This window comes from Achromobacter sp. K91, from assembly GCF_003576205.1.
GTDB lineage: Bacteria > Pseudomonadota > Gammaproteobacteria > Burkholderiales > Burkholderiaceae_B > Achromobacter > Achromobacter aegrifaciens.
In genome coordinates this window covers 17682-36106 of the sequence record NZ_QWFB01000042.1, presented here as the reverse complement: position 1 = coordinate 36106, position 18425 = coordinate 17682, and the positions used below count along the sequence as shown (strand labels likewise).

Genomic DNA, 18425 nt, shown 5'->3' with positions numbered 1-18425 from the left:
GCGCCTTCGCCGTGCATGAGCCGCTCGCGCAATGCGCCGATGCGCCGGCCCTCGCGGATCAAGCGCACATACCAGGCGCTATCCGCCGTGTCGCCGTACAGGCAGGCGCCCACCAGCTTGTCGTCGCGGATCACCAGTTTCTTGTAGACGCCGCCGGGCGTATCGGCCAGCGTGATCGACTCGGTCTGTTGCCCTCCGGCGAAATCGCCGGCGGAAAACAGGTCGATGCCGGTGACCTTGAGCCGGGTCGACGTCACGCTGCCTTCGTAGCGGCCAATGCCGTGCAGCGCCAGATGGTTGGCCGCCACCTTCGCCTGCTCATACAACGGCGCGACCAACCCATAGGCGGTGCCGCGATGGCTCACGCACTCACCCACCGCGTAAATGCGCGGGTCATAGGTCTGCAAGGTGTCGCTGACCACCACGCCGCGGTTCACATGCAGCCCGCAACGTTCGGCCAGTTCCGTGTTGGGTCTGACGCCCACCGCCATCACCACCAGGTCCGCCGGAATTTCTGCGCCGTCCGCGAAGCGCAGCGCACGCACCCGCCCGTCGGCCCCGCCCAGGATCTCGCGGGTCTGGCGCCCCAGCAGGAACTTCAGGCCGCGCGCCTCCAGGCCGCGGCGCAGCATGGCCGCGGCGCCGCCGTCCAGCTGCCTGTCCAGCAGCGCTTCCCCCAGATGCACCACGGCCACGTCCATGCCGCGCGCGGCCAGGCCGTTGGCGGCCTCCAGGCCCAGCAGGCCGCCTCCTATCACCACTGCGTGCCGGTAGCGCGAGGACGCCTCTATCATCCGGTTCACGTCGCCAATATCGCGAAAGGCGACGACGCCGTCCAGATCACTACCGGGCACCGGCAGAATGAACGGATTCGAGCCCGTGGCCAGCAACAGCCGGTCATAGGGCGTCTCTGACCCATCGTCCGCCAGCACGGTACGACGGGCGCGGTTGACGCCCACGACCTTGCGGTTCAACAACAGGCGGATGCCGTGGCGGACGTACCAGTCCTCATCGTTGAGCACGATATCCCGCAAGCTCTGTTCGCCGGTCAGCACCGGCGACAGCAGGATGCGGTTGTAGTTGGGATGCGGCTCGGCGCCGAATACCGTGATCTCGTACAGGTCGGGCGTCAGCTTCAGCAGCTCTTCCAGCGTGCGTATGCCCGCCATGCCGTTGCCGACCACCACCAGCTTCTGCTTCGCATCCATGGCGGTCCCTACGCGGCGGCGCGCGACGCCCCGGCCTCGGCCAGCGGCTGCAGGTCCGCATCCAGCGCCGCGTTGGCCTGGAGCGCCGCCTGCGAGCGCTCGGGATTGCCATGGCGGCGATGCAGGAAGTCGACCACCGCGGCCCGGCACGCCAGATAGGCCGCGTCATTGGCCAGCCGTACGCGGTCGCGCGGACGGGACAAAGGCACGGGCAGGATTTCGCCGATGGTCGCGGCCGGGCCGTTGGTCAGCATCACGATACGGTCGGACAACAGTACGGCTTCGTCGACGTCGTGCGTGACCATGACGGTGGTGGTGTGCGTCTTGGCGACGATCTTCAGCAATTCGTCCTGCAGGTGCGCACGGGTCAGCGCGTCGAGCGCGCCAAAGGGCTCGTCCATCAGCAGCACGCCCGGTTCGATCGCCAGCGCACGCGCGATGCCGACGCGCTGCTTCATGCCGCCGGAAATCTCGCGCGGCAGCTTGTTCTGCGCTGGCAGCAGGCCCACCAGATCCAGCGCCGCGCGTGTGCGCTCGACCAGCTGCGGGCGCTTCTCCTGGCCGCCGAACACCCGCTCCACCGCCAGGTACACGTTCTGGAAGCAGCTCAGCCAGGGCAGCAGCGAATGGTTCTGGAACACCACGGCGCGGTCCGGGCCGGGGCCCGTGATCTCGCGCTCCGCGCACAGCAGCACGCCGCTGGTGGGGCGGGTCAGGCCGGCGATGAGATTGAGCAAGGTCGATTTGCCGCAACCGGAATGGCCGATCAGCGTAATGAACTCGCCCTGCTCCACGGTCAGGTCGATGTCGCGCAGTGCCACGAAAGCGCCCTTGCGGGTGTTGAACGTCTGGCCCACGCGCTCGATGCGTACGTATTTCTTCATGGCGCTATTCCTCGGTATAGGTGTAGCGGCGGGCCAGGGCGACCAGCAGGGGTTCCAGCAGCAGCCCGACGATGCCGATCACGAAAATGGCGATGACGATGTGCTCCACCTTCAGGTTGTTCCATTCGTCCCAAAGCCAGAAGCCGATACCCGTGCCGCCGGTCAACATTTCCGCCGCCACGATCACCAGCCACGCGGTGCCGATCGACAGGCGCACGCCGGTCAGCATGTAGGGCAGCACGGCGGGCAGCAGCACCTTGGTGGTCACCTTCCATTCGGACAGGTTCAGCACCCGCGCCACGTTCAGGTAATCCTGCGGCACGCGCGCCACGCCGACCGCGGTGTTGATGATCATCGGCCAGATCGAACAGATGAAGATGGCCCAGATGGCGGCCGGGTTGGCCGCCTTGAACAGCAGCAGCCCCAGAGGCAGCCAGGCCAGCGGCGACACCGGCCGCAGCAGGCTGACGATGGGCGAAAACATTGCCCGCACCGCCGCATAGCGGCCGATGGCAAAACCCGCGGGGATGCCGACCAGCGCGGCCAGGCCGAAGCCCACCGCCACGCGCTGCAACGATGCCAGCAGGTTCCAGCCTATGCCCTTGTCATTGGGGCCGTTGTCGTAGAACGGATCGGAAAACAGCTCGACGGCGGCGCGCCAGGTCACGCCTGGCGTGGGAATCTCCGGTATCCGCATCGCCACCACCTGCCACACCAGCACAAACAGTGCGAAGCCCGCCACGGGCCCCACCACGGCCCGCAACGCGGATTCCAGGCGCTCGCGCCAGAGGGCGAGGAGTTCATCGCCGCGGCTCATACTCGTTGCGTCAGACATTGCATGCCCCTTTCGTATCGGCGCTCAGGCCTTGACCTTGAATCCGTCGGCGTAGGCGGCAGGGTTGCTGCCGTCCCAGACCACGCCGTCGATGAGTTTCGAACTGCGCATCTCGCTGGCCGGCAACGCCGCGCCAGCGGCCTGCGCGGCCTGCTTGTAGAGGTCTATCCGGTTGATCTGTTTCGCCATCGCCAGATAATCGGGATGCTCCTTCAGCAACCCCCAGCGCTTGTGCTGCGTCAGGAACCACATGCCGTCGCTCAGGTACGGGAAATTGGCGGCGCCGTCGGCGTAGAAGCGCATGGCGTGCTCGTCCGTCCAGCTTTTCCCCAGCCCATCGTCATAGCGGCCCAGCATGCGATCGACGATGCCGCTCGCGTCCGTGTTGACATAGGACTTGGCCGCGATGGTCTCCGCGGTTTTCTGGCGGTTGGCGGGCGAGGCGTCGATCCATTTGCTGGCCTCCAGGATGGCGGCCGTGACTGCGCGCGCGGTGTTCGGGTGGCGCGACACGAAGTCCGCGCTCGTGCCCAGCACCTTTTCGGGATGGTCGGTCCAGATGCCCTGCGAAGTGACGGCGGTGTAGCCGATCTTGTCCAGGATGGCGCGCGCCCCCCAGGGTTCGCCCACGCAGTAGCCGTCCATGTTGCCCACGCGCATGTTGGCGACCATCTGCGGCGGCGGCACGGTGATGACCTTGGCGTCCTTCATGGGATGGATGCCGTAGGTCGCCAGCCAGTAGTAAAGCCACATCGCGTGCGTGCCGGTGGGAAAGGTCTGCGCAAACGTGTACTCGCGCTTGTCGGACGCCATCAGCTTGGCCAGCGATTCGCCGTCGCGCACACCCGCCGCCAGCAGCTTGTTCGACAGCGTGATGGCCTGGCCGTTCTGGTTCAGGCTCATCAGCACGGCCATGTCCTTCTTCGGCCCGCCTATGCCCAGGTGCACGCCGTAGACCAGGCCGTACAGCACGTGGGCCATGTCCAGCTCGCCGTTCATGAGCTTGTCGCGCACGGCGGCCCAGGACGCTTCCTTGGACGGCGTGATCGTCACGCCGTGCTTCTTGTCCAGGCCCAGCACCGAAGCCATCACGACCGAGGCGCAGTCGGTCAGCGGAATGAAGCCGATCTTGACCTCGGTCTTCTCGGGCGCGTCGGTGCCGGCGGCCCAGGCGCCGGCACGCACCAGCGGATCGACCAGCGACAGCAGGCTGGCGCCGGCCACCGCGCGCGCCGTGCCGCAAAGCCATTTACGGCGTGCGGCGTTGGCGCTGAGATCCCCGGCCGCGGCGGCTTCTGTGGAGGGGCTACGGGTCGATGGCGTCATGCATGGCTCCTGGCAAAAAAAAACGTCCCGCGCGCCCCGGATTCCCATCCGGTGGCGCTGCGGAACGTCGTTGTCCCTTGCCGCAGGTCGCGGCGCGTTGCGTCGGGCAACCTTCGTTGGCCGCCCGCTTTCACTGAAGCAAACGCTGTGCCAGAAAGAAAAAAACATGGCCTGAAAGGCCGCCAGCCCGCGCCCCCGCTGACGCTGCCTCGCCAATCGGCGCGCACTCCGTGTTGACGGAAAACAGGGTGCGACCCAACTTGGTGCACCTCCGGTTGCGGCAGTGCACCATCCGCGTGCGGAGTGCGCTCCGCGGCTGTGCGCGACTGGCGGCCCGCGCGGCGCAACACGATGGCATGGAACTTGCATGACTGAAAGCATCAGGGGGAATCTCATGCTCAAGGTCATGCTGCTCAACGATGGCGAGGGACGCGCGGCGTCGCTGCGGCAAACGCTGGCCGCAGCGGGCGTACATGTCGTGGCCGAAATGGCGCCGGACATGGATCTGGCCGCCGCCATCGCCCAAGCTGCACCCGATGTGGTGTTGATAGACAGCGACGCCCCCGGCCGCGACACGCTGGAGAACGTATGCGTGGCCAGCGAACACAGCGACCGCCCGGTCGTGATGTTCACCGACAACGGCAATCGCGAAACCATACGCAGCGCCTTGCGCGCAGGCGTCGCGGCCTACGTGGTCGGCGACGTGCCTGCCGGACGCATCGAGCCGCTGCTGACTGTGGCGATCGAGCGCTTCGCCATGGAGAAGTCGCGGCGCGAAGAACTGCGCGAAGCGCAATTGCGCCTGGCCGACCGCCAATGGGTGGAAAAGGCCAAGGGCATCCTGATGAAGGCGCGGGCGATTTCCGAAGATGAGGCCCACGGCCTGTTGCGCCAGCGCGCCATGCAAAGCCAGAAGCGGCTGGGCGAAGTCGCGCGGGAGGTCGTGGAAATGAGCGCGTGGCTGGGCAAGGCCACTTAATAAGCTTTGGTTATATGGAACAAAGAAATCAAAAGTTGTGGGGATGAAGCCCCCTTCCTATGATCCAACGACACTATGCCGGGTACGCCCGAGGCTGGCATTCATGAAGCTTTTCCCGATTTTTGCCGATTTGAAAGACAGGCTGGTCCTGGTGGTGGGCGGCGGCGCCGTCGCCGAACGCAAGACGCTGTCCCTGCTGGAAGCCTCCGCCGACGTGCTGGTGGGAGCGCCGGAACTGACGCCCACCCTGGCCGCGCTGGCCGCCGAAGGCCGCATCCGCCATTTGTCCGGCCGATTCGATCCCGCCTGGCTCGACGAAGTCTGGCTGGCGGTCGCCGCCACCGACGACCGCGAGACCAACGCCGCCGTCTCGGAGGCTGCCGGCGCCCGGCGCATCTTCAGCAACGTGGTGGACGATCCTGAGCTGTCGTCCTTCCAGGTGCCCTCCATCGTCGACCGCTCGCCCGTGATCGTCGCCATTTCCTCGTCCGGCGTGGCGCCGGTGCTGGCGCGGCGCATCCGGGAACGCATCGAATCGCTGTTCGACCATACCCTGGGCCAGTTGGCCGGACTGGCCGCCAGCTACCGCAAGCGCATCCGCGCCAGCCATCCCGACCTGGGCGCGCGCCGCCGCTTCTACGACTGGCTGCTGGACGGCCCGGTGGCCGGCTTCCTGCGCCAGCAGCAGCCGGCCCAGGCCGAAGCCGCGTTGGCGGGGGCCTTGGCGGCGCCGCGAACGCCCGACGCCGGCAGCGTAGTGCTGGTGGGCGCCGGCCCCGGCGACCCCGGCCTGCTGACGCTGAAGGCATTGCGCGCGCTGAACGAGGCCGACGTCATCCTGCACGACCGTCTGGTCAGCGCCGACGTCATGTCGCTGGCGCGCCGCGACGCCGAGCGCGTATCGGTCGGCAAGCTGCCCGGCGAAGACCATAACGCCACCCAGGCCCGCATCCACAGGCTGATGGTCGAGCACGCGCGCGCCGGCCGCCGCGTGGTGCGGCTCAAGGGCGGCGACGCCTTCATCTTCGGCCGGGGCGGAGAGGAACTGGAATACCTGCGCGCGCACGGCGTGCGTTATGAAGTGGTGCCCGGCATCACCGCCGCGCTGGCCTGTGCGGCCTATGCCGGCATCCCGCTGACGCACCGGGAACACGCCCAGTCCGTCCGCCTGGTCACCGCGCATTGCCGCGAAGACGAGGACAACCTGGACTGGCCTGCCCTGGCCCGTGAAAAGCAAACCCTGGCTTTCTACATGGGCGTGGGGCAACTGGATCTGCTGACTGGCCGCCTGCTGGCCCACGGCCGTTCTCCCGACACGCCGTTCGCGCTGATCGAGAACGGCAGCCGGCCCGAGCAACGCGTGCTTTCGGGCACGCTGGAACAGCTGCCGGCCCTGGCCGCCGAACACGCGATCCGCTCACCCGCGCTCTTGATCGTGGGCGAAGTGGCGGGATTGGCTTCGCAATTGCAGTGGTTCGGCCAGCACCTGGACGGACGCCTGGAGCGTCTGGCAGCCTGAGGGGCCGGGGGCCCAATGCAAAACGCCAGCCTGCGGGCTGGCGTTTTTGTTCGTGGCCGTACCCCGGCCGCTATTCCGTCTTCTGCGTGGTGCCGAAGATGCGGTCGCCGGCGTCGCCCAGGCCAGGCATGATGTAGCCGTGTTCATTCAGGCCGTCGTCGATGGACGCGGTGTAGATGTGCACGTCGGGGTGCTTGGCCAGCACGGTATCGATGCCCACGGGCGCGGCGACCAGCACCAGGGCGCGGATTTCCTTGCAGCCCGCGCGCTTGAGCAGGTCAATCGCGGCGACCATCGAACCGCCGGTGGCCAGCATCGGGTCGACGATCAGCGCCAGGCGCTGGTCCAGTTCGCCCACCAGGCGTTCCAGGTAGGTATGCGCTTCCAGCGTTTCTTCATTGCGGGCCACGCCCACCACGCTGACCTTGGCGCCCGGAATCAGGCTGAGCACGCCGTCCAGCATGCCGATGCCGGCGCGCAGGATGGGCACCACGGTGACCTTCTTGCCTGCGATCTTTTCGACTTGCACCGAACCGCACCAACCTTCGACGGTGGCCGGCGCCAGCGGCAGGTCCTTGGACGCTTCATAAGTGAGCAGCGCGCCCACTTCCTGGGACAGCTCACGGAAGCTCTTGGTGCTGAGGTCGGCGCGGCGCATGATCCCGAGCTTGTGGCGGATCAGCGGATGGCGGATTTCGTGCACGGGCATGTGCGTAACTCTCCAGAGTATTGATAGACAGGGTATTCGCCTCAGGCGGAACCATGACGGCGCGGCGCGCTTTGCATCGCCCAGCCGTCGAGCCACATTTGAGGATCGTAATCGGTTTGGAAGGGAATTGTTATTGACCGCCCGCAGGATGATCCGAAGATACTCGCCGGCGAGGCGGAGGCATGTTTATTGTTCAGTGAGCCAGGCGATCAGGGCGTCGTCGAAGGCCCGCACGGCGCCCGCCTGTTCATGGTTGACGATGCTGACCACCACATAGCGCTTGCCGCTGGCGCCCAGCACGTAGCCCGCGATGGAACGCACGTCGCGCAGCGAGCCTGTCTTCAGGTGGGCCATGCCCGCCGTGCCGTCGCCCTTGAGGCGGCGACGTACCGTGCCGTCCACTCCCGCGATCGCAAAGGATGAAATGTACTCGGGCATGACCGGCGAGTTCCAGGCCACGGTCAGCATCGACGCCAGGCTGTCGGCCGACACCCGCGCGTCGCGCGACAGGCCGGCGCCGTTGTCGATGACCAGCTCGGGCATGTCCAGGCCCTGCCTGGCCAGCAGCCCCTTGGCCACGGCTTCGCTGCTGGAGACCGTGGCGGGCCGGCGGCCGCGCTCGGCGCCCAAGGTCAGCAGCAAGGTGCGCGCCATGACGTTGTTGCTGCGCTTGTTGATCTGGCGGATCGCCTCGGCCAGCGTGGGCGAATCATGCGAGGCCAGCACCACCGCGTCGGGCGGCACCATGCCGGAACGGACCTGACCCTTGAACGTGCCGCCCAGCTCCTTCCAGAGCATGCGGAACACTTCGGTGGCGTACTCGGGCTGGGACAGCGCCAGGCGATACAGGCTGAATTCGCCGCAGGAGCCGGCCACCTTGCCGTTCACGCGGATGGTCACGCCCTGCTGGGTGATCACCGGCTCGGTCGTCACCACCGGGGGGCCCGGGCAACGGGCATCGCTCCATTCGACGCGGCCCTCGATCTTCAGGCCCGGCAGCGGCGGATCGATCAGTGGCACCCATTTATTGGCGGCGGGGTCCGGCGTGAAGAGCAGCCGCATCGCGCCAAAACCCACCATCAGGGCGTCCGGACTGGCGTTGTAGGCCCGGTCCGGGGCGCCGTCGAAGGCGCCCGGGTCGGTCGCGACCTGGCCGAAGATGCTGCGGTCGATGACCAGGTCATTGATCTGCTTGACGCCGCGCAGGCGCAGTTCGCGCAGCAGCACCCACAGGTCCTGCAGCAGGAATTGCGGATCGCCGCCAGCCCGCAGGTACAGCGGGCCGCTCAGCACACCCTTGGCGTCGGGACGCGCGCCCGGCGCCGTCATGAATTCGGTGCGCCAGACGTAGTTGGGCCCCAGCTCGGACAACGCGGCCCAGGTCGTGACCAGCTTCATCACCGAGGCGGGATTGCGCGACTCCTTGGCGTTCAGCGCCACCAGGCGCGGCCCGCCCACCTCCTGCACCACCAGGGACAGGGAACTGTCGGGCAGCTTGCTGGCTTTCCAGGCATTCACCACGTTGGGCGGCAGGCCGGGCACCTGCGCCCAGGCCGCGCCCGCCACCGCGGCCAGCAGCCCGCCGGCCAGCCATCGCTTCAGCCCGCCCATACGCTTATACGCTTGTCCCGTCATGCCACGCCCACCCGGTTGCTCGTCCTGCAAAACCGAGAGCATACAAAACCTGGACGAATTGCGGCGTGGGAGGCCCTCCCACCGTCAGCCCCGAACAAGCAAAAAAGGCCTCTTGAGGACGCGGCAGATACATATTGCATGCGCAACGCCGGGGCCTTCCTCCTTATTTCTGCAGTCTCCACTTGCCGGAAGCCACGGTCGCCATCACCAGCGCCCGCTCATCCAACCCGTTGTGGTCGGTGGGACTCATGTTGACCACGCCGGTCGCGGTGGGCAGGTTCTTGACGTTCTCCAGCGCATCGCGCAGCGCCGCCCTGAATTCGGGCGTGCCGGGCTTCGCGGTCTTCAGTGCCACCGGGATGGCCTGCTGCAGCAAGAGGCCGACGTCCCAGGTATAGGCGGCGAACAGGGACACGCTGCCCGCCCCGTTGGCCGCTTCATACTTCTTGGCGAAGGCCTGGGCGGTGGACTTGACGGGGTTGGTATCCGGCAGCAGGTCGGCCACCATCACCGGTCCCACCGGCACCCAGGCGCCCTCGCAGGCATCGCCGCAGACCCGCAGGAAGTCGTTGTTGGCCACGCCGTGGTTGAAATAGATCTTGCCCTTGTAGCCGCGTTCGCGCAGCGCCCGCGCCGGCATCGCGGCGGGCGTGCCGGAGGCGCCGACCACCACGGCGTCAGGCGCCGCGCCGATCACCTTCAGGGTCTGGGCCACGGCGGACGTGTCGGTGGGCGCGAAGGCTTCCTTGCCCACCACCTCGATGCCATGCTTCTTGGCCGCCTTCTCGATTTCCACCCAGAAGGTTTCGCCCAGCGCGTTGTTGAAACCGATGAAGGCCAGCTTCTTCACGCCGTTGGCCGCCGCATGCCGCGCGATGCCCTCGGCCATCAGCGAATCGGAGTGCGGAGTCTTGAACACCCAGCGGCGCTTGTCGTCCATCGGCTCGATCAGCCGCGCCGACGAGGCCAGCGTAATCACCGGCGTGGCGCCGCTGGCCACGGTGTCCAGCATGGCCATGGTGTTGGGCGTGGTGGTGGACCCGACGATCAGGTCCACCTTGTTCTCCGAGATCAGCTTGTGGGAATTGCTGACGGCGCGAGTGGTGTCGGAAGCGTCGTCCAGCACCACGTACTCGACCTTTACGCCCCCGATCTCGGTGGGCAGCAGGCTGATCGTGTTGCGTTCGGGGATGCCCAGCGAGGCCTGGGGACCGGTGGTGGACAGGGTGGCGCCGATTTTCACCTGGGCCAGCGCGGGCGCGGCGCCCGCTGCCAGCAGGGCGGCCAGCGCGGTGGCCATGAGGGTACGACGAGGGGTCATGCGGAGTCTCCTTGGATACGCGGATGTCTTATGCTTTGCGCCGATCCGCTACGGCGTGGAACTCTGTTTATACGGCGGGGAACCCGGCTGGCGGGCGCCTCGGTGGCCCGCTGCGGGTTTGTCCGCACGGCCTCGCAGCGCGGCGCGGCTGCGTTCTTGCTGGTCTCCACGTTGCCAGTGACTGGCAAGCGCTGTATTTTTTAGTGATACACGTATTCTAATAAGAGACAAACTCATGTCAACAGATAGCAGCACGGGGATCCAATCAGCCGAAATCGCCCTGGACGTGCTGACGCGGCTGGCCGAATTGGGCGGCGCCCTGTCCGTTTCCGAGCTCGGCCGCAGCCTGGACATGCCGCGCGCCAAGGTGCACCGTTACCTGGTGTCGCTGGAGCGGCGCGGCTATGTGGAGCAGGACGCGGCCAGCGCCCGCTACCGGCTGGGCCCGCAGGCGCTGCACACCGGACTGGCGGCGCTGGCCGAAGTGGATTTCGTGAAGCTGGCGGCCGGCAGCCTGGACGGCCTGAGCGCCGCCATCGGCCAGACCGTGTTCATCTCGGTCTGGGGCCAGCACGGTCCCACCATCGTGCAATGGCGCGACGCGCGGCTGCCGGTGACCGTCAACGTGCGGGTGGGCTCGGTGCTGCCGCTGCTCAACAGCGCCACCGGCCGGGTCTTCGCCGCGTGGCTGCCCGAAGCCCTGGCCCTGCCGCGGGCGCTGTCCGAATGGGAGGCGCTGCAGGCGCATGATCCCGAGGCCGCCCGCAAGCTGGATGCGACTGAACCGCCCGCCGATCTCGCCGCCGCGCTGCGCCGCCAGTGGCAGGCGACCCGCAAGCGCGGCTACGCCAGCGTCAGCGGTCACCTGCTGCACGGCATCAATTCGGCCTCGGTGCCGGTGCTGGATGCCCAGGGTCATCTGGCCGGCGCCATCACCAGCCTGGGACTGCACGGGGGATTCGACCTGTCGGCCGACGGCGAACCGGTGCGGGCGCTGACGGCGGCGGCCGCGGATTGCTCGCGCCGGCTGGGCTGGAGCCCGGCGCGCTGAACCCAGCCGGGAGGCCCATCCGTCCCCAGGACAGGCAGCCCGATCTTGCGGGCGCTTTACAATACAGGGTTGCCCCGGGCCTGCCTGGCCCGTTTCCGCCCTCTTTTTGCCGCCCTTGCCGGACGGATAGCCGCGTGTCCCAGCCCCTCACCGTCGCCGATTTCAATTACGAACTGCCGCCCGAGCTCATCGCCCAGGCGCCCGCCGCCGAACGCACCGGCAGCCGCCTGCTGCACCTGGACGGCGCGGGCCAGCTGCACGACCGGCAGTTCGCCGACCTGGCCTCGCTGCTGCGTCCGCAAGACCTGCTTATCTTCAACGACACCCGCGTCATCAAGGCGCGGCTGAACGGCCACAAGATCACTGGCGGCAAGATCGAGGTGCTGGTCGAACGCATCACCGAACCCGACCGCGTCCTGGCCCATGTGCGCGCCAGCAAGTCGCCCGGTCCGGGCATGGTGCTGCGCCTGGCCGACGCCTTCGAAGCCACCGTGCTGGGCCGCGAAGGCGAACTCTTCGACATCCGCTTCCCAGGCCCCGCGCTGGACCTGCTGGACGCGCACGGCGCCACCCCGCTGCCGCCCTACATCACGCACGAAGCCGACACCGGCGACGACGAGCGCTACCAAACGGTCTACGCCCGCGAGCCCGGCGCCGTGGCCGCGCCCACCGCCGGCCTGCATTTCGACCAACCCACGCTGGACCGCCTGGCCGCGATGGGCGTGGAACGCGCCTTCGTCACGCTGCACGTGGGCGCGGGCACCTTCCAGCCGGTGCGCGTGGACAACCTGGCCGACCACGTCATGCACGCCGAATGGTTCACCGTGCCGCAAGCCACGGTCGACGCGATCGCCGCCGCCCGCAGCCGCGGCGGCCGGGTCGTCGCCGTCGGCACCACCAGCGTACGCGCCCTGGAATCCGCCGCCGCCCAGACCGAAGGGCGCACCGCCCCCGGCCTGCCGCTGGCCGCCGCCCAGGGCGATACCCGCCTCTTCATCACCCCCGGTTACCGGTACCGCGTCATCGACGCCCTGGTCACCAACTTCCACCTGCCCCAGTCGACCCTGCTGATGCTGGTGTCGGCGCTGGCCGGCGTAGAACCGATACGCCGCGCCTACGCCCACGCCGTTGCCGAGCGCTACCGCTTCTTCAGCTATGGCGACGCCATGTTTATCGAGTCCCCCGCCCCATGACCGGACTGAATTTCGAACTGCTCGCCACCGACGGCGGCGCCCGCCGCGGCCGCATCACGCTGAACCACGGCGTGGTCGAGACGCCCATCTTCATGCCTGTGGGCACCTATGGCAGCGTCAAGGCCATGATGCCGCACGAACTGAAAGAGATCGGCTCGCAGATCGTGCTGGGCAACACCTTCCACCTGTGGCTGCGCCCGGGCACGGAAATCATGGAAAAGCATGGCGGCCTGCATGGCTTCATGCAGTGGGACAAGCCCATCCTGACCGACTCCGGCGGCTTCCAGGTGTTCAGCCTGCAAGGCATGCGCAAGATCACCGAGGAAGGCGTCAAGTTCGCTTCCCCGATCGACGGCGCGCGGCTGTTCCTGACGCCGGAAGAATCCATGCGCATCCAGCGCTCGCTGAATTCCGACATCGTCATGGTGTTCGACGAGTGCACGCCCTATGAAATCGACGGCCGCCCCGCCACCGTCGAAGAGGCCGCCCGCTCCATGCGCATGTCGCTGCGCTGGGCGCGCCGCTCACGCGAGGAGTTCGACCGCCTGCAGAACCCCAACGCCCTGTTCGGCATCGTCCAGGGCGGCATGTACGAAGCCCTGCGCGACGAATCCCTGGCCGGGCTGCAGGAGATCGGCTTCCACGGCTACGCCATCGGCGGCCTGTCGGTCGGCGAGCCCAAGGAAGACATGATGCGCATCCTGGCGCATGTCACGCCCAAGCTGCCGGCCCAGGCGCCGCGCTACCTGATGGGCGTAGGCACGCCGGAAGACCTGGTCGAAGGCGTGAGCCGCGGCGTCGACATGTTCGACTGCGTCATGCCGACCCGCAACGCCCGCAATGGCTGGCTGTTCACGCGCTTTGGCGACGTCAAGATCCGCAACGCCAAGTACCGCGACGACACCCGACCGCTGGACCCCAGCTGCAGCTGCCATACCTGCGCGAATTTCTCGCGGGCCTACCTGCACCACCTGCAGCGCGCCAACGAAATCACCGGCGCGCGCCTGAACACCCTGCACAACCTGCATTTCTATCTGACCATCATGAAGGAAATGCGCGAAGCCATCGCCGAAGGCCGCTTCGACGCCTGGCGCGCGCAGTTCGCGGCAGACCGGGCGCGGGGGGTGGATTAGAATTTCAGGACCTATATACAATAGTCGGCTTGCCCTATCCATGGCTCGCGCGGGGATGGGCGCAGAAAAACACTAGATACAAACACCCAAACAGACTAAACGCAGGAGAATTCAATGTCCGTTATCGATACCGCCAGCCTCGTCGTGGCTCAGGCCGCCGCCCCCGAGGGTAACGCGCTGATGGGCATGCTGCCCATCATCCTGATGTTCGTGATCCTCTACTTCCTGATGATCCGTCCCCAGATGAAGCGCCAGAAGGAACACCGCAACCTGATCGCCGCCCTGGCCAAGGGCGACGAAGTGGTCACCGCCGGCGGCATGCTCGGCAAGGTCACCAAGGTCAACGACAGCTACGTCACCGTCGAAGTCTCCGAACTGGCCGACAAGCCGGTCGAAGTGATCATGCAGAAGTCCTCGGTCTCGACCGTGCTGCCCAAGGGAACCATCAAGGCCCTGTAAGCGTCCCACAGGAGCCCCCATCGGGCTCCTGTTGCTTGATGGCCCTGTCGCCGCCCGCCGCGCTTGCCGCCCGGGCGGCCCTTTCATCACTTTTACATGAAGTAGCCGGCAATGAACCGCTATCCCCTTTGGAAGTACATTACGGTCCTGGTCGCGGTCATCATCGGCCTGCTGTACACGCTTCCCAACTTCTACGGCGAATCCCCGGCCGTCCAGGTTTCCAGCGCCAAGGCCACGATCAAGGTCGATCCCGCCATGCTGAGCCGGGTCGAACAGATCCTGACCGACGCCAAGATCCCCAATGAAGGGGTCTATTACGAACAGAACGGCACGCTCGGCACCGTGCGCGCCCGCTTCACGTCGACCGACCTGCAGCTGCAGGCGCGCGACCTGATCGACAAATCCCTCAACACCGTCGCCGGCGACCCCCACTACACGGTCGCGCTGAACCTGCTGCCCGCTTCGCCCGCCTGGATGCGCGCGCTGGGCTGGTTCGCGCCCAAGCCGATGTACCTGGGCCTGGACCTGCGCGGCGGCGTGCACTTCCTGCTGCAAGTGGACATGCAGGGCGCCCTGACCGCCCGCTACGACTCCCTGGCCGCCGACGTGCGCTCCGTGCTGCGCGACCAGAAGGTCAACGTGGCCGGCGTCGAACGCTCGGGCATGGCCATTGCCGCCACCTTCGCCAATACGGACGACCGCGACCGCGCCATTTCCACGCTGCGCAGCCGCCTGCCCGACCTGGAATTCACCGAGCGCATGGAAAACGGCAAGCCGCTGCTGATGGCTGCGCTGAACCCGGCCGCCGTCACCCGCGTGCAGGATTCCGCGCTCAAGCAGAACATCAACACGCTGCACAACCGGATCAACGAACTGGGCGTGGCCGAACCGGTCATCCAGCAGCAAGGCGCCGACCGCATCGTGGTGCAGCTGCCCGGCGTGCAGGACGTGGCCAAGGCCAAGGAACTGCTGGGCCGCACCGCCACGCTGGAAATCCGCATGGTCGACGACTCCCCCGCCGCGCAGGCCGCGTTGCTGGGCGGCAGCGTGCCTTTCGGCCTTGAACGCTACAACGACCGCGACGGCCGTCCCATCCTGGTCCGCCGCCAGGTCATCCTGACCGGTGAAAACCTGCAGGACGCTCAGCCCGGCCGCGACTCGCAGACCCAGCAGGCCGCCGTCCACCTGACCCTGGACTCCAAGGGCGCCCGCATTTTCCGCGACGTCACCCGCGACAACATCGGCAAGCGCATGGCCATCCTGCTGTTCGAAAACGGCAAGGGCGAAGTGGTCACGGCCCCGGTCATCCGCGGCGAAATCGCCGGCGGCCAGGTGCAGATCTCGGGCAGCATGAGCTCCGAAGAGGCCGCCGACACCGCGCTGCTGCTGCGCGCCGGCGCCCTGGCTGCGCCCATGTCCATCATCGAGGAACGCACCATCGGCCCGAGCCTGGGCGCGGACAACATCGCCAAGGGCTTCTACTCGACGCTGTACGGCTTCCTGGCCATCGCTGCCTTCATCATCCTGTACTACCACCTGTTCGGCGTGTTCTCCACGATCGGCCTGACCATGAACGTGCTGCTGCTGCTGGCGCTGCTGTCCATGCTGCAGGCCACGCTGACCCTGCCGGGCATCGCGGCAATCGCGCTGACGCTGGGCATGGCCATCGACTCGAACGTGCTGATCAACGAGCGGATACGCGAGGAACTGCGCGCAGGCGCAAGTCCGCAGCAAGCCATCCATCACGGCTTCGAACGCGCCTGGGGCACCATTCTCGACTCGAACCTCACCACGCTGATCGTGGGCCTGGCGCTGCTGGCCTTCGGTTCCGGCCCGATCCGGGGCTTCGCCGTGGTGCACGTGCTGGGCATCCTGACCTCGATGTTCTCGTCGGTGGTGGGTGTGCGCGCGCTGGCCAACCTCTGGTACGGCCGCAAGAAGAAGCTCACGTCGATCTCCATCGGTGAAGTCTGGAAACCGAAGACCAACTGAACATGAGCGCGGGCGGCCCGGCCGCCCGCCACAGATAAAGCCTAAGGCGAAAAATGGAATTTTTCCGTATTCACCGCACCATCCCGTTCATGCGCCACGCGCTGGTGCTGAACATCATCAGCCTCGTCACATTCCTGGCGGCTGTTTTCTTCATCGTCACGCGCGGCTTCCACCTGTCGATCGAATTCACCGGCGGCACGGTCATGGAAGTCAACTACGCCCAGACGGCGCAGCTTGAAAACGTGCGCGGCGTGGTCTCCAAGCTGGGCTACACCGACTTCCAGGTGCAGAACTTCGGCACCTCGCACGACGTCATGATCCGCCTGCCGTTGCAGGAAGGCCAGACCTCGGCCACGCAGAGCGAAACCGTCATGGCCGCGCTGAAGACCGCCGACTCCGGCGTCGAACTGCGCCGCGTCGAGTTCGTGGGCCCGCAGGTGGGCCAGGAGCTGCTGCACAACGGCCTGATGGCCCTGCTGGTCGTGGTCATCGGCATCATGGTCTACCTGGGCTTCCGCTTCGAATGGAAGTTTGCCGTCGCCGGCGTGATCGCCAACCTGCACGACGTGGTGATCATCCTGGGCTTCTTCGCCTTCTTCCAGTGGGAATTTTCGCTGTCGGTGCTGGCGGGCGTGCTGGCGGTGCTGGGCTACTCCGTGAACGAATCCGTGGTCATCATGGACCGGATCCGCGAGAACTTCCGCAAGTACCGCAAGGCGGACGTGCATGAAGTCATCAACAGCGCCATCACGCAGACCATCTCCCGGACCATCATCACCCACGGTTCCACGCAGATGATGGTGCTGGCCATGCTGTTCTTCGGCGGCCCCACCCTGCACTACTTCGCCATGGCCCTGACCATCGGCATCTGGTTCGGCATCTACTCGTCGGTGTTCGTGGCCGCGGCCCTGGCCATGTGGCTGGGCGTCAAGCGCGAAGACCTGGTCAAGCCGGTCAAGAAGGAAGGCGAGGAAGGCGAAGCCGCCTGATCCGTTTCCGCTTGAAGACAAACCCGCCGCAATCACGGCGGGTTTTTTATTGCGCGGCGCTTGCCGTCTTACGCCTGGCCAGGCGCCGCAGGGCCAAACCGCTCGGAACCACGGCGAATTGCAGCAAGCCGGCGTAGAGCCAGGCCCAGGTCCAGCGGAAACGCCACGGAATGAATTCAGGCACCCCGTTGTCGTCGAAGTACGGGTCATGAATGACCAGCGCCAGGCCGACCAGATACGAAAGCACAAGGCATCCCGCCACGAACAGCCACCGCCGCGTAGCCGGGGCCTTCCAACCATCACGCCGGCCATGCACGGCGCCGGCCGCCAGGCTGATCAGCAGGCTGGCCGCGAACAAGACGGGGAATAGAAGAAAAGCCACGGCGTCGCTCCCGACTGCAGGTCCGGCGCCATTGTGCCAGCCGCAATCGCAAATGGCTCTCGGACACGCACAGGGTGCTTTCCACTTGACCAACACATAAGTATTGACTAATGTGTTGTCATGCTCGAAACCGACATCTTCAAGGCCCTGGCCGATCCGACCCGCCGTGCCATCTTCGAAAAGCTCGCCGCCGGCGGCATGAACGCCAGCGCCCTGCGCGTCGGCATGGAGATCAGCCAGCCAGCCATGTCGCAGCACCTTGCGGTGCTGCGCAAGGCCCGCCTGGTGCGCGAGGAAAAACAAGGCCGTTTCGTGAACTATGAAGTCGACCCCGACGGGCTTGCGCTCATCGCCGGATGGCTGGCGAAGTACCGCGCTTACTGGCCGGCCCGCATCGAAGCCCTGAACGCCCTGCTCAAGGACATGGACCAATGAAGCCGACCGCGCCGCAAGACCCGCCCCAGGACATCGTGCTCGAATACGAACTCGACGCGCCGCCCGAAAAAGTCTGGCGCGCCATCAGCATCCCCGAATTCCGCGAGCAATGGCTGCCTGGACGGGCGCTGGCCAGCGCCGAACCCGCGGACGCGACGCCTGCCGAAGAAATCCAATACCGCATGCGCGACGAGGAGCCGCCTTTCCTCGAAAGCCTGGTGACCTTCCAGATCCGACCCGTGGCCGACGGCCGCACGCTCCTGCGCATCATCCACGCGCTGGACGACGCGCGGTTCGAACGCCGCGGGCGCCCGGCCGCCAACGACGCCGGCCCCTTCCTCATGCGCGCCGCCTGAACCCGGCCCAAGCGCAAGG

17 protein-coding genes and 1 pseudogene are annotated in these 18425 nt (G+C 66.8%); 10 read left to right on the top strand and 8 right to left on the bottom strand.

Annotated features, from left to right (window positions below; all coding sequences use genetic code 11):
• Positions 1-5 precede the first annotated feature (5 nt).
• The 4 genes and pseudogenes from DXK93_RS21330 to DXK93_RS21315 form a co-directional block, all read right to left on the bottom strand.
• Positions 6-1208 (bottom strand): annotated as a pseudogene (locus tag DXK93_RS21330) (NAD(P)/FAD-dependent oxidoreductase); the annotation flags it as partial.
• 8 nt (positions 1209-1216) lie between these two features.
• Positions 1217-2092: an ABC transporter ATP-binding protein gene (locus tag DXK93_RS21325; RefSeq protein ID WP_119451043.1), complete on the bottom strand. Its 876-nt coding sequence runs from the start codon at positions 2090-2092 to the stop codon at positions 1217-1219.
• Between the two features lie 4 nt (positions 2093-2096).
• Entirely contained in the window at positions 2097-2927 is an 831-nt protein-coding gene (ntrB, locus tag DXK93_RS21320) for a nitrate ABC transporter permease (protein ID WP_119451042.1), read from the bottom strand.
• 24 nt (positions 2928-2951) lie between these two features.
• Entirely contained in the window at positions 2952-4253 is a 1302-nt protein-coding gene (locus DXK93_RS21315; protein WP_054451544.1) for a CmpA/NrtA family ABC transporter substrate-binding protein, read from the bottom strand.
• 367 nt (positions 4254-4620) lie between these two features.
• On the opposite strand from DXK93_RS21315, the gene DXK93_RS21310 reads away from it, so the two are divergent.
• Both DXK93_RS21310 and cysG read left to right on the top strand, forming a co-directional pair.
• Positions 4621-5232, top strand: coding sequence for an ANTAR domain-containing response regulator (locus tag DXK93_RS21310; RefSeq protein WP_225588907.1), 612 nt, complete (start codon positions 4621-4623; stop codon positions 5230-5232).
• A gap of 103 nt (positions 5233-5335) precedes the next feature.
• Positions 5336-6751, top strand: a complete 1416-nt coding sequence (gene cysG / locus DXK93_RS21305; protein ID WP_119451041.1) for a siroheme synthase CysG — start codon at positions 5336-5338, stop codon at positions 6749-6751.
• Positions 6752-6821: 70 nt separating this feature from the next.
• On the opposite strand, the gene upp is transcribed toward cysG, so the two are convergent.
• From upp to DXK93_RS21290, 3 genes are all read right to left on the bottom strand, one after another.
• On the bottom strand, positions 6822-7460 hold the full coding sequence (upp, locus tag DXK93_RS21300; RefSeq protein WP_054451547.1) for a uracil phosphoribosyltransferase: 639 nt from the start codon (positions 7458-7460) through the stop codon (positions 6822-6824).
• A 186-nt stretch (positions 7461-7646) separates the two neighbouring features.
• Positions 7647-9071 carry a D-alanyl-D-alanine carboxypeptidase/D-alanyl-D-alanine-endopeptidase gene (gene dacB, locus DXK93_RS21295; protein ID WP_370127277.1) on the bottom strand — a complete coding sequence of 475 codons (1425 nt, stop codon included), beginning with the start codon at positions 9069-9071 and terminating at the stop codon, positions 7647-7649.
• A 187-nt stretch (positions 9072-9258) separates the two neighbouring features.
• Positions 9259-10416, bottom strand: coding sequence for an ABC transporter substrate-binding protein (locus DXK93_RS21290; protein ID WP_119451039.1), 1158 nt, complete (start codon positions 10414-10416; stop codon positions 9259-9261).
• A gap of 235 nt (positions 10417-10651) precedes the next feature.
• On the opposite strand from DXK93_RS21290, the gene DXK93_RS21285 reads away from it, so the two are divergent.
• The 6 genes from DXK93_RS21285 (at position 10652) to secF (ending at position 17233) form a co-directional block, all read left to right on the top strand.
• Positions 10652-11467, top strand: a complete 816-nt coding sequence (locus tag DXK93_RS21285; protein WP_054451550.1) for an IclR family transcriptional regulator — start codon at positions 10652-10654, stop codon at positions 11465-11467.
• Positions 11468-11601: 134 nt separating this feature from the next.
• On the top strand, positions 11602-12660 hold the full coding sequence (gene queA / locus DXK93_RS21280; protein WP_119451038.1) for a tRNA preQ1(34) S-adenosylmethionine ribosyltransferase-isomerase QueA: 1059 nt from the start codon (positions 11602-11604) through the stop codon (positions 12658-12660).
• Positions 12657-13793, top strand: coding sequence for a tRNA guanosine(34) transglycosylase Tgt (gene tgt / locus DXK93_RS21275; protein ID WP_054451552.1), 1137 nt, complete (start codon positions 12657-12659; stop codon positions 13791-13793). Before queA ends, tgt begins: the two co-directional genes overlap by 4 nt.
• Positions 13794-13907: 114 nt before the next feature.
• Positions 13908-14252, top strand: coding sequence for a preprotein translocase subunit YajC (gene yajC / locus DXK93_RS21270; RefSeq protein ID WP_054451553.1), 345 nt, complete (start codon positions 13908-13910; stop codon positions 14250-14252).
• Positions 14253-14363: 111 nt separating this feature from the next.
• On the top strand, positions 14364-16244 hold the full coding sequence (secD, locus tag DXK93_RS21265; RefSeq protein WP_054451554.1) for a protein translocase subunit SecD: 1881 nt from the start codon (positions 14364-14366) through the stop codon (positions 16242-16244).
• 53 nt (positions 16245-16297) lie between these two features.
• Positions 16298-17233 carry a protein translocase subunit SecF gene (gene secF / locus DXK93_RS21260; RefSeq protein ID WP_054451555.1) on the top strand — a complete coding sequence of 312 codons (936 nt, stop codon included), beginning with the start codon at positions 16298-16300 and terminating at the stop codon, positions 17231-17233.
• 46 nt (positions 17234-17279) lie between these two features.
• On the opposite strand, the gene DXK93_RS21255 is transcribed toward secF, so the two are convergent.
• On the bottom strand, positions 17280-17615 hold the full coding sequence (locus tag DXK93_RS21255) for a hypothetical protein (RefSeq protein ID WP_147400259.1): 336 nt from the start codon (positions 17613-17615) through the stop codon (positions 17280-17282).
• Positions 17616-17735: 120 nt separating this feature from the next.
• Here DXK93_RS21255 and DXK93_RS21250 point away from each other — a divergent pair, with 120 nt between their 5' ends.
• Together DXK93_RS21250 and DXK93_RS21245 are read left to right on the top strand one after the other, a co-directional pair.
• Positions 17736-18050, top strand: a complete 315-nt coding sequence (locus DXK93_RS21250; RefSeq protein WP_054451557.1) for a helix-turn-helix transcriptional regulator — start codon at positions 17736-17738, stop codon at positions 18048-18050.
• On the top strand, positions 18047-18406 hold the full coding sequence (locus tag DXK93_RS21245; RefSeq protein ID WP_054451558.1) for an SRPBCC domain-containing protein: 360 nt from the start codon (positions 18047-18049) through the stop codon (positions 18404-18406). The genes DXK93_RS21250 and DXK93_RS21245 overlap by 4 nt, the downstream gene beginning before the upstream one ends.
• Positions 18407-18425: the final 19 nt, after the last annotated feature.

Coding starts and splice junctions, on each gene's coding strand:
- cysG (WP_119451041.1), top strand. CDS start 5,336: ATGAAGCTTTTCCCGATTTTTGCCGATTTGAAAGACAGGCTGGTCCTG.
- secD (WP_054451554.1), top strand. CDS start 14,364: ATGAACCGCTATCCCCTTTGGAAGTACATTACGGTCCTGGTCGCGGTC.
- yajC (WP_054451553.1), top strand. CDS start 13,908: ATGTCCGTTATCGATACCGCCAGCCTCGTCGTGGCTCAGGCCGCCGCC.
- DXK93_RS21285 (WP_054451550.1), top strand. CDS start 10,652: ATGTCAACAGATAGCAGCACGGGGATCCAATCAGCCGAAATCGCCCTG.
- dacB (WP_370127277.1), bottom strand. CDS start 9,071: ATGGGCGGGCTGAAGCGATGGCTGGCCGGCGGGCTGCTGGCCGCGGTG.
- upp (WP_054451547.1), bottom strand. CDS start 7,460: ATGCCCGTGCACGAAATCCGCCATCCGCTGATCCGCCACAAGCTCGGG.
- secF (WP_054451555.1), top strand. CDS start 16,298: ATGGAATTTTTCCGTATTCACCGCACCATCCCGTTCATGCGCCACGCG.
- DXK93_RS21245 (WP_054451558.1), top strand. CDS start 18,047: ATGAAGCCGACCGCGCCGCAAGACCCGCCCCAGGACATCGTGCTCGAA.
- ntrB (WP_119451042.1), bottom strand. CDS start 2,927: ATGTCTGACGCAACGAGTATGAGCCGCGGCGATGAACTCCTCGCCCTC.
- DXK93_RS21315 (WP_054451544.1), bottom strand. CDS start 4,253: ATGACGCCATCGACCCGTAGCCCCTCCACAGAAGCCGCCGCGGCCGGG.
- DXK93_RS21250 (WP_054451557.1), top strand. CDS start 17,736: ATGCTCGAAACCGACATCTTCAAGGCCCTGGCCGATCCGACCCGCCGT.
- tgt (WP_054451552.1), top strand. CDS start 12,657: ATGACCGGACTGAATTTCGAACTGCTCGCCACCGACGGCGGCGCCCGC.
- DXK93_RS21290 (WP_119451039.1), bottom strand. CDS start 10,416: ATGACCCCTCGTCGTACCCTCATGGCCACCGCGCTGGCCGCCCTGCTG.
- DXK93_RS21310 (WP_225588907.1), top strand. CDS start 4,621: ATGACTGAAAGCATCAGGGGGAATCTCATGCTCAAGGTCATGCTGCTC.
- DXK93_RS21325 (WP_119451043.1), bottom strand. CDS start 2,092: ATGAAGAAATACGTACGCATCGAGCGCGTGGGCCAGACGTTCAACACC.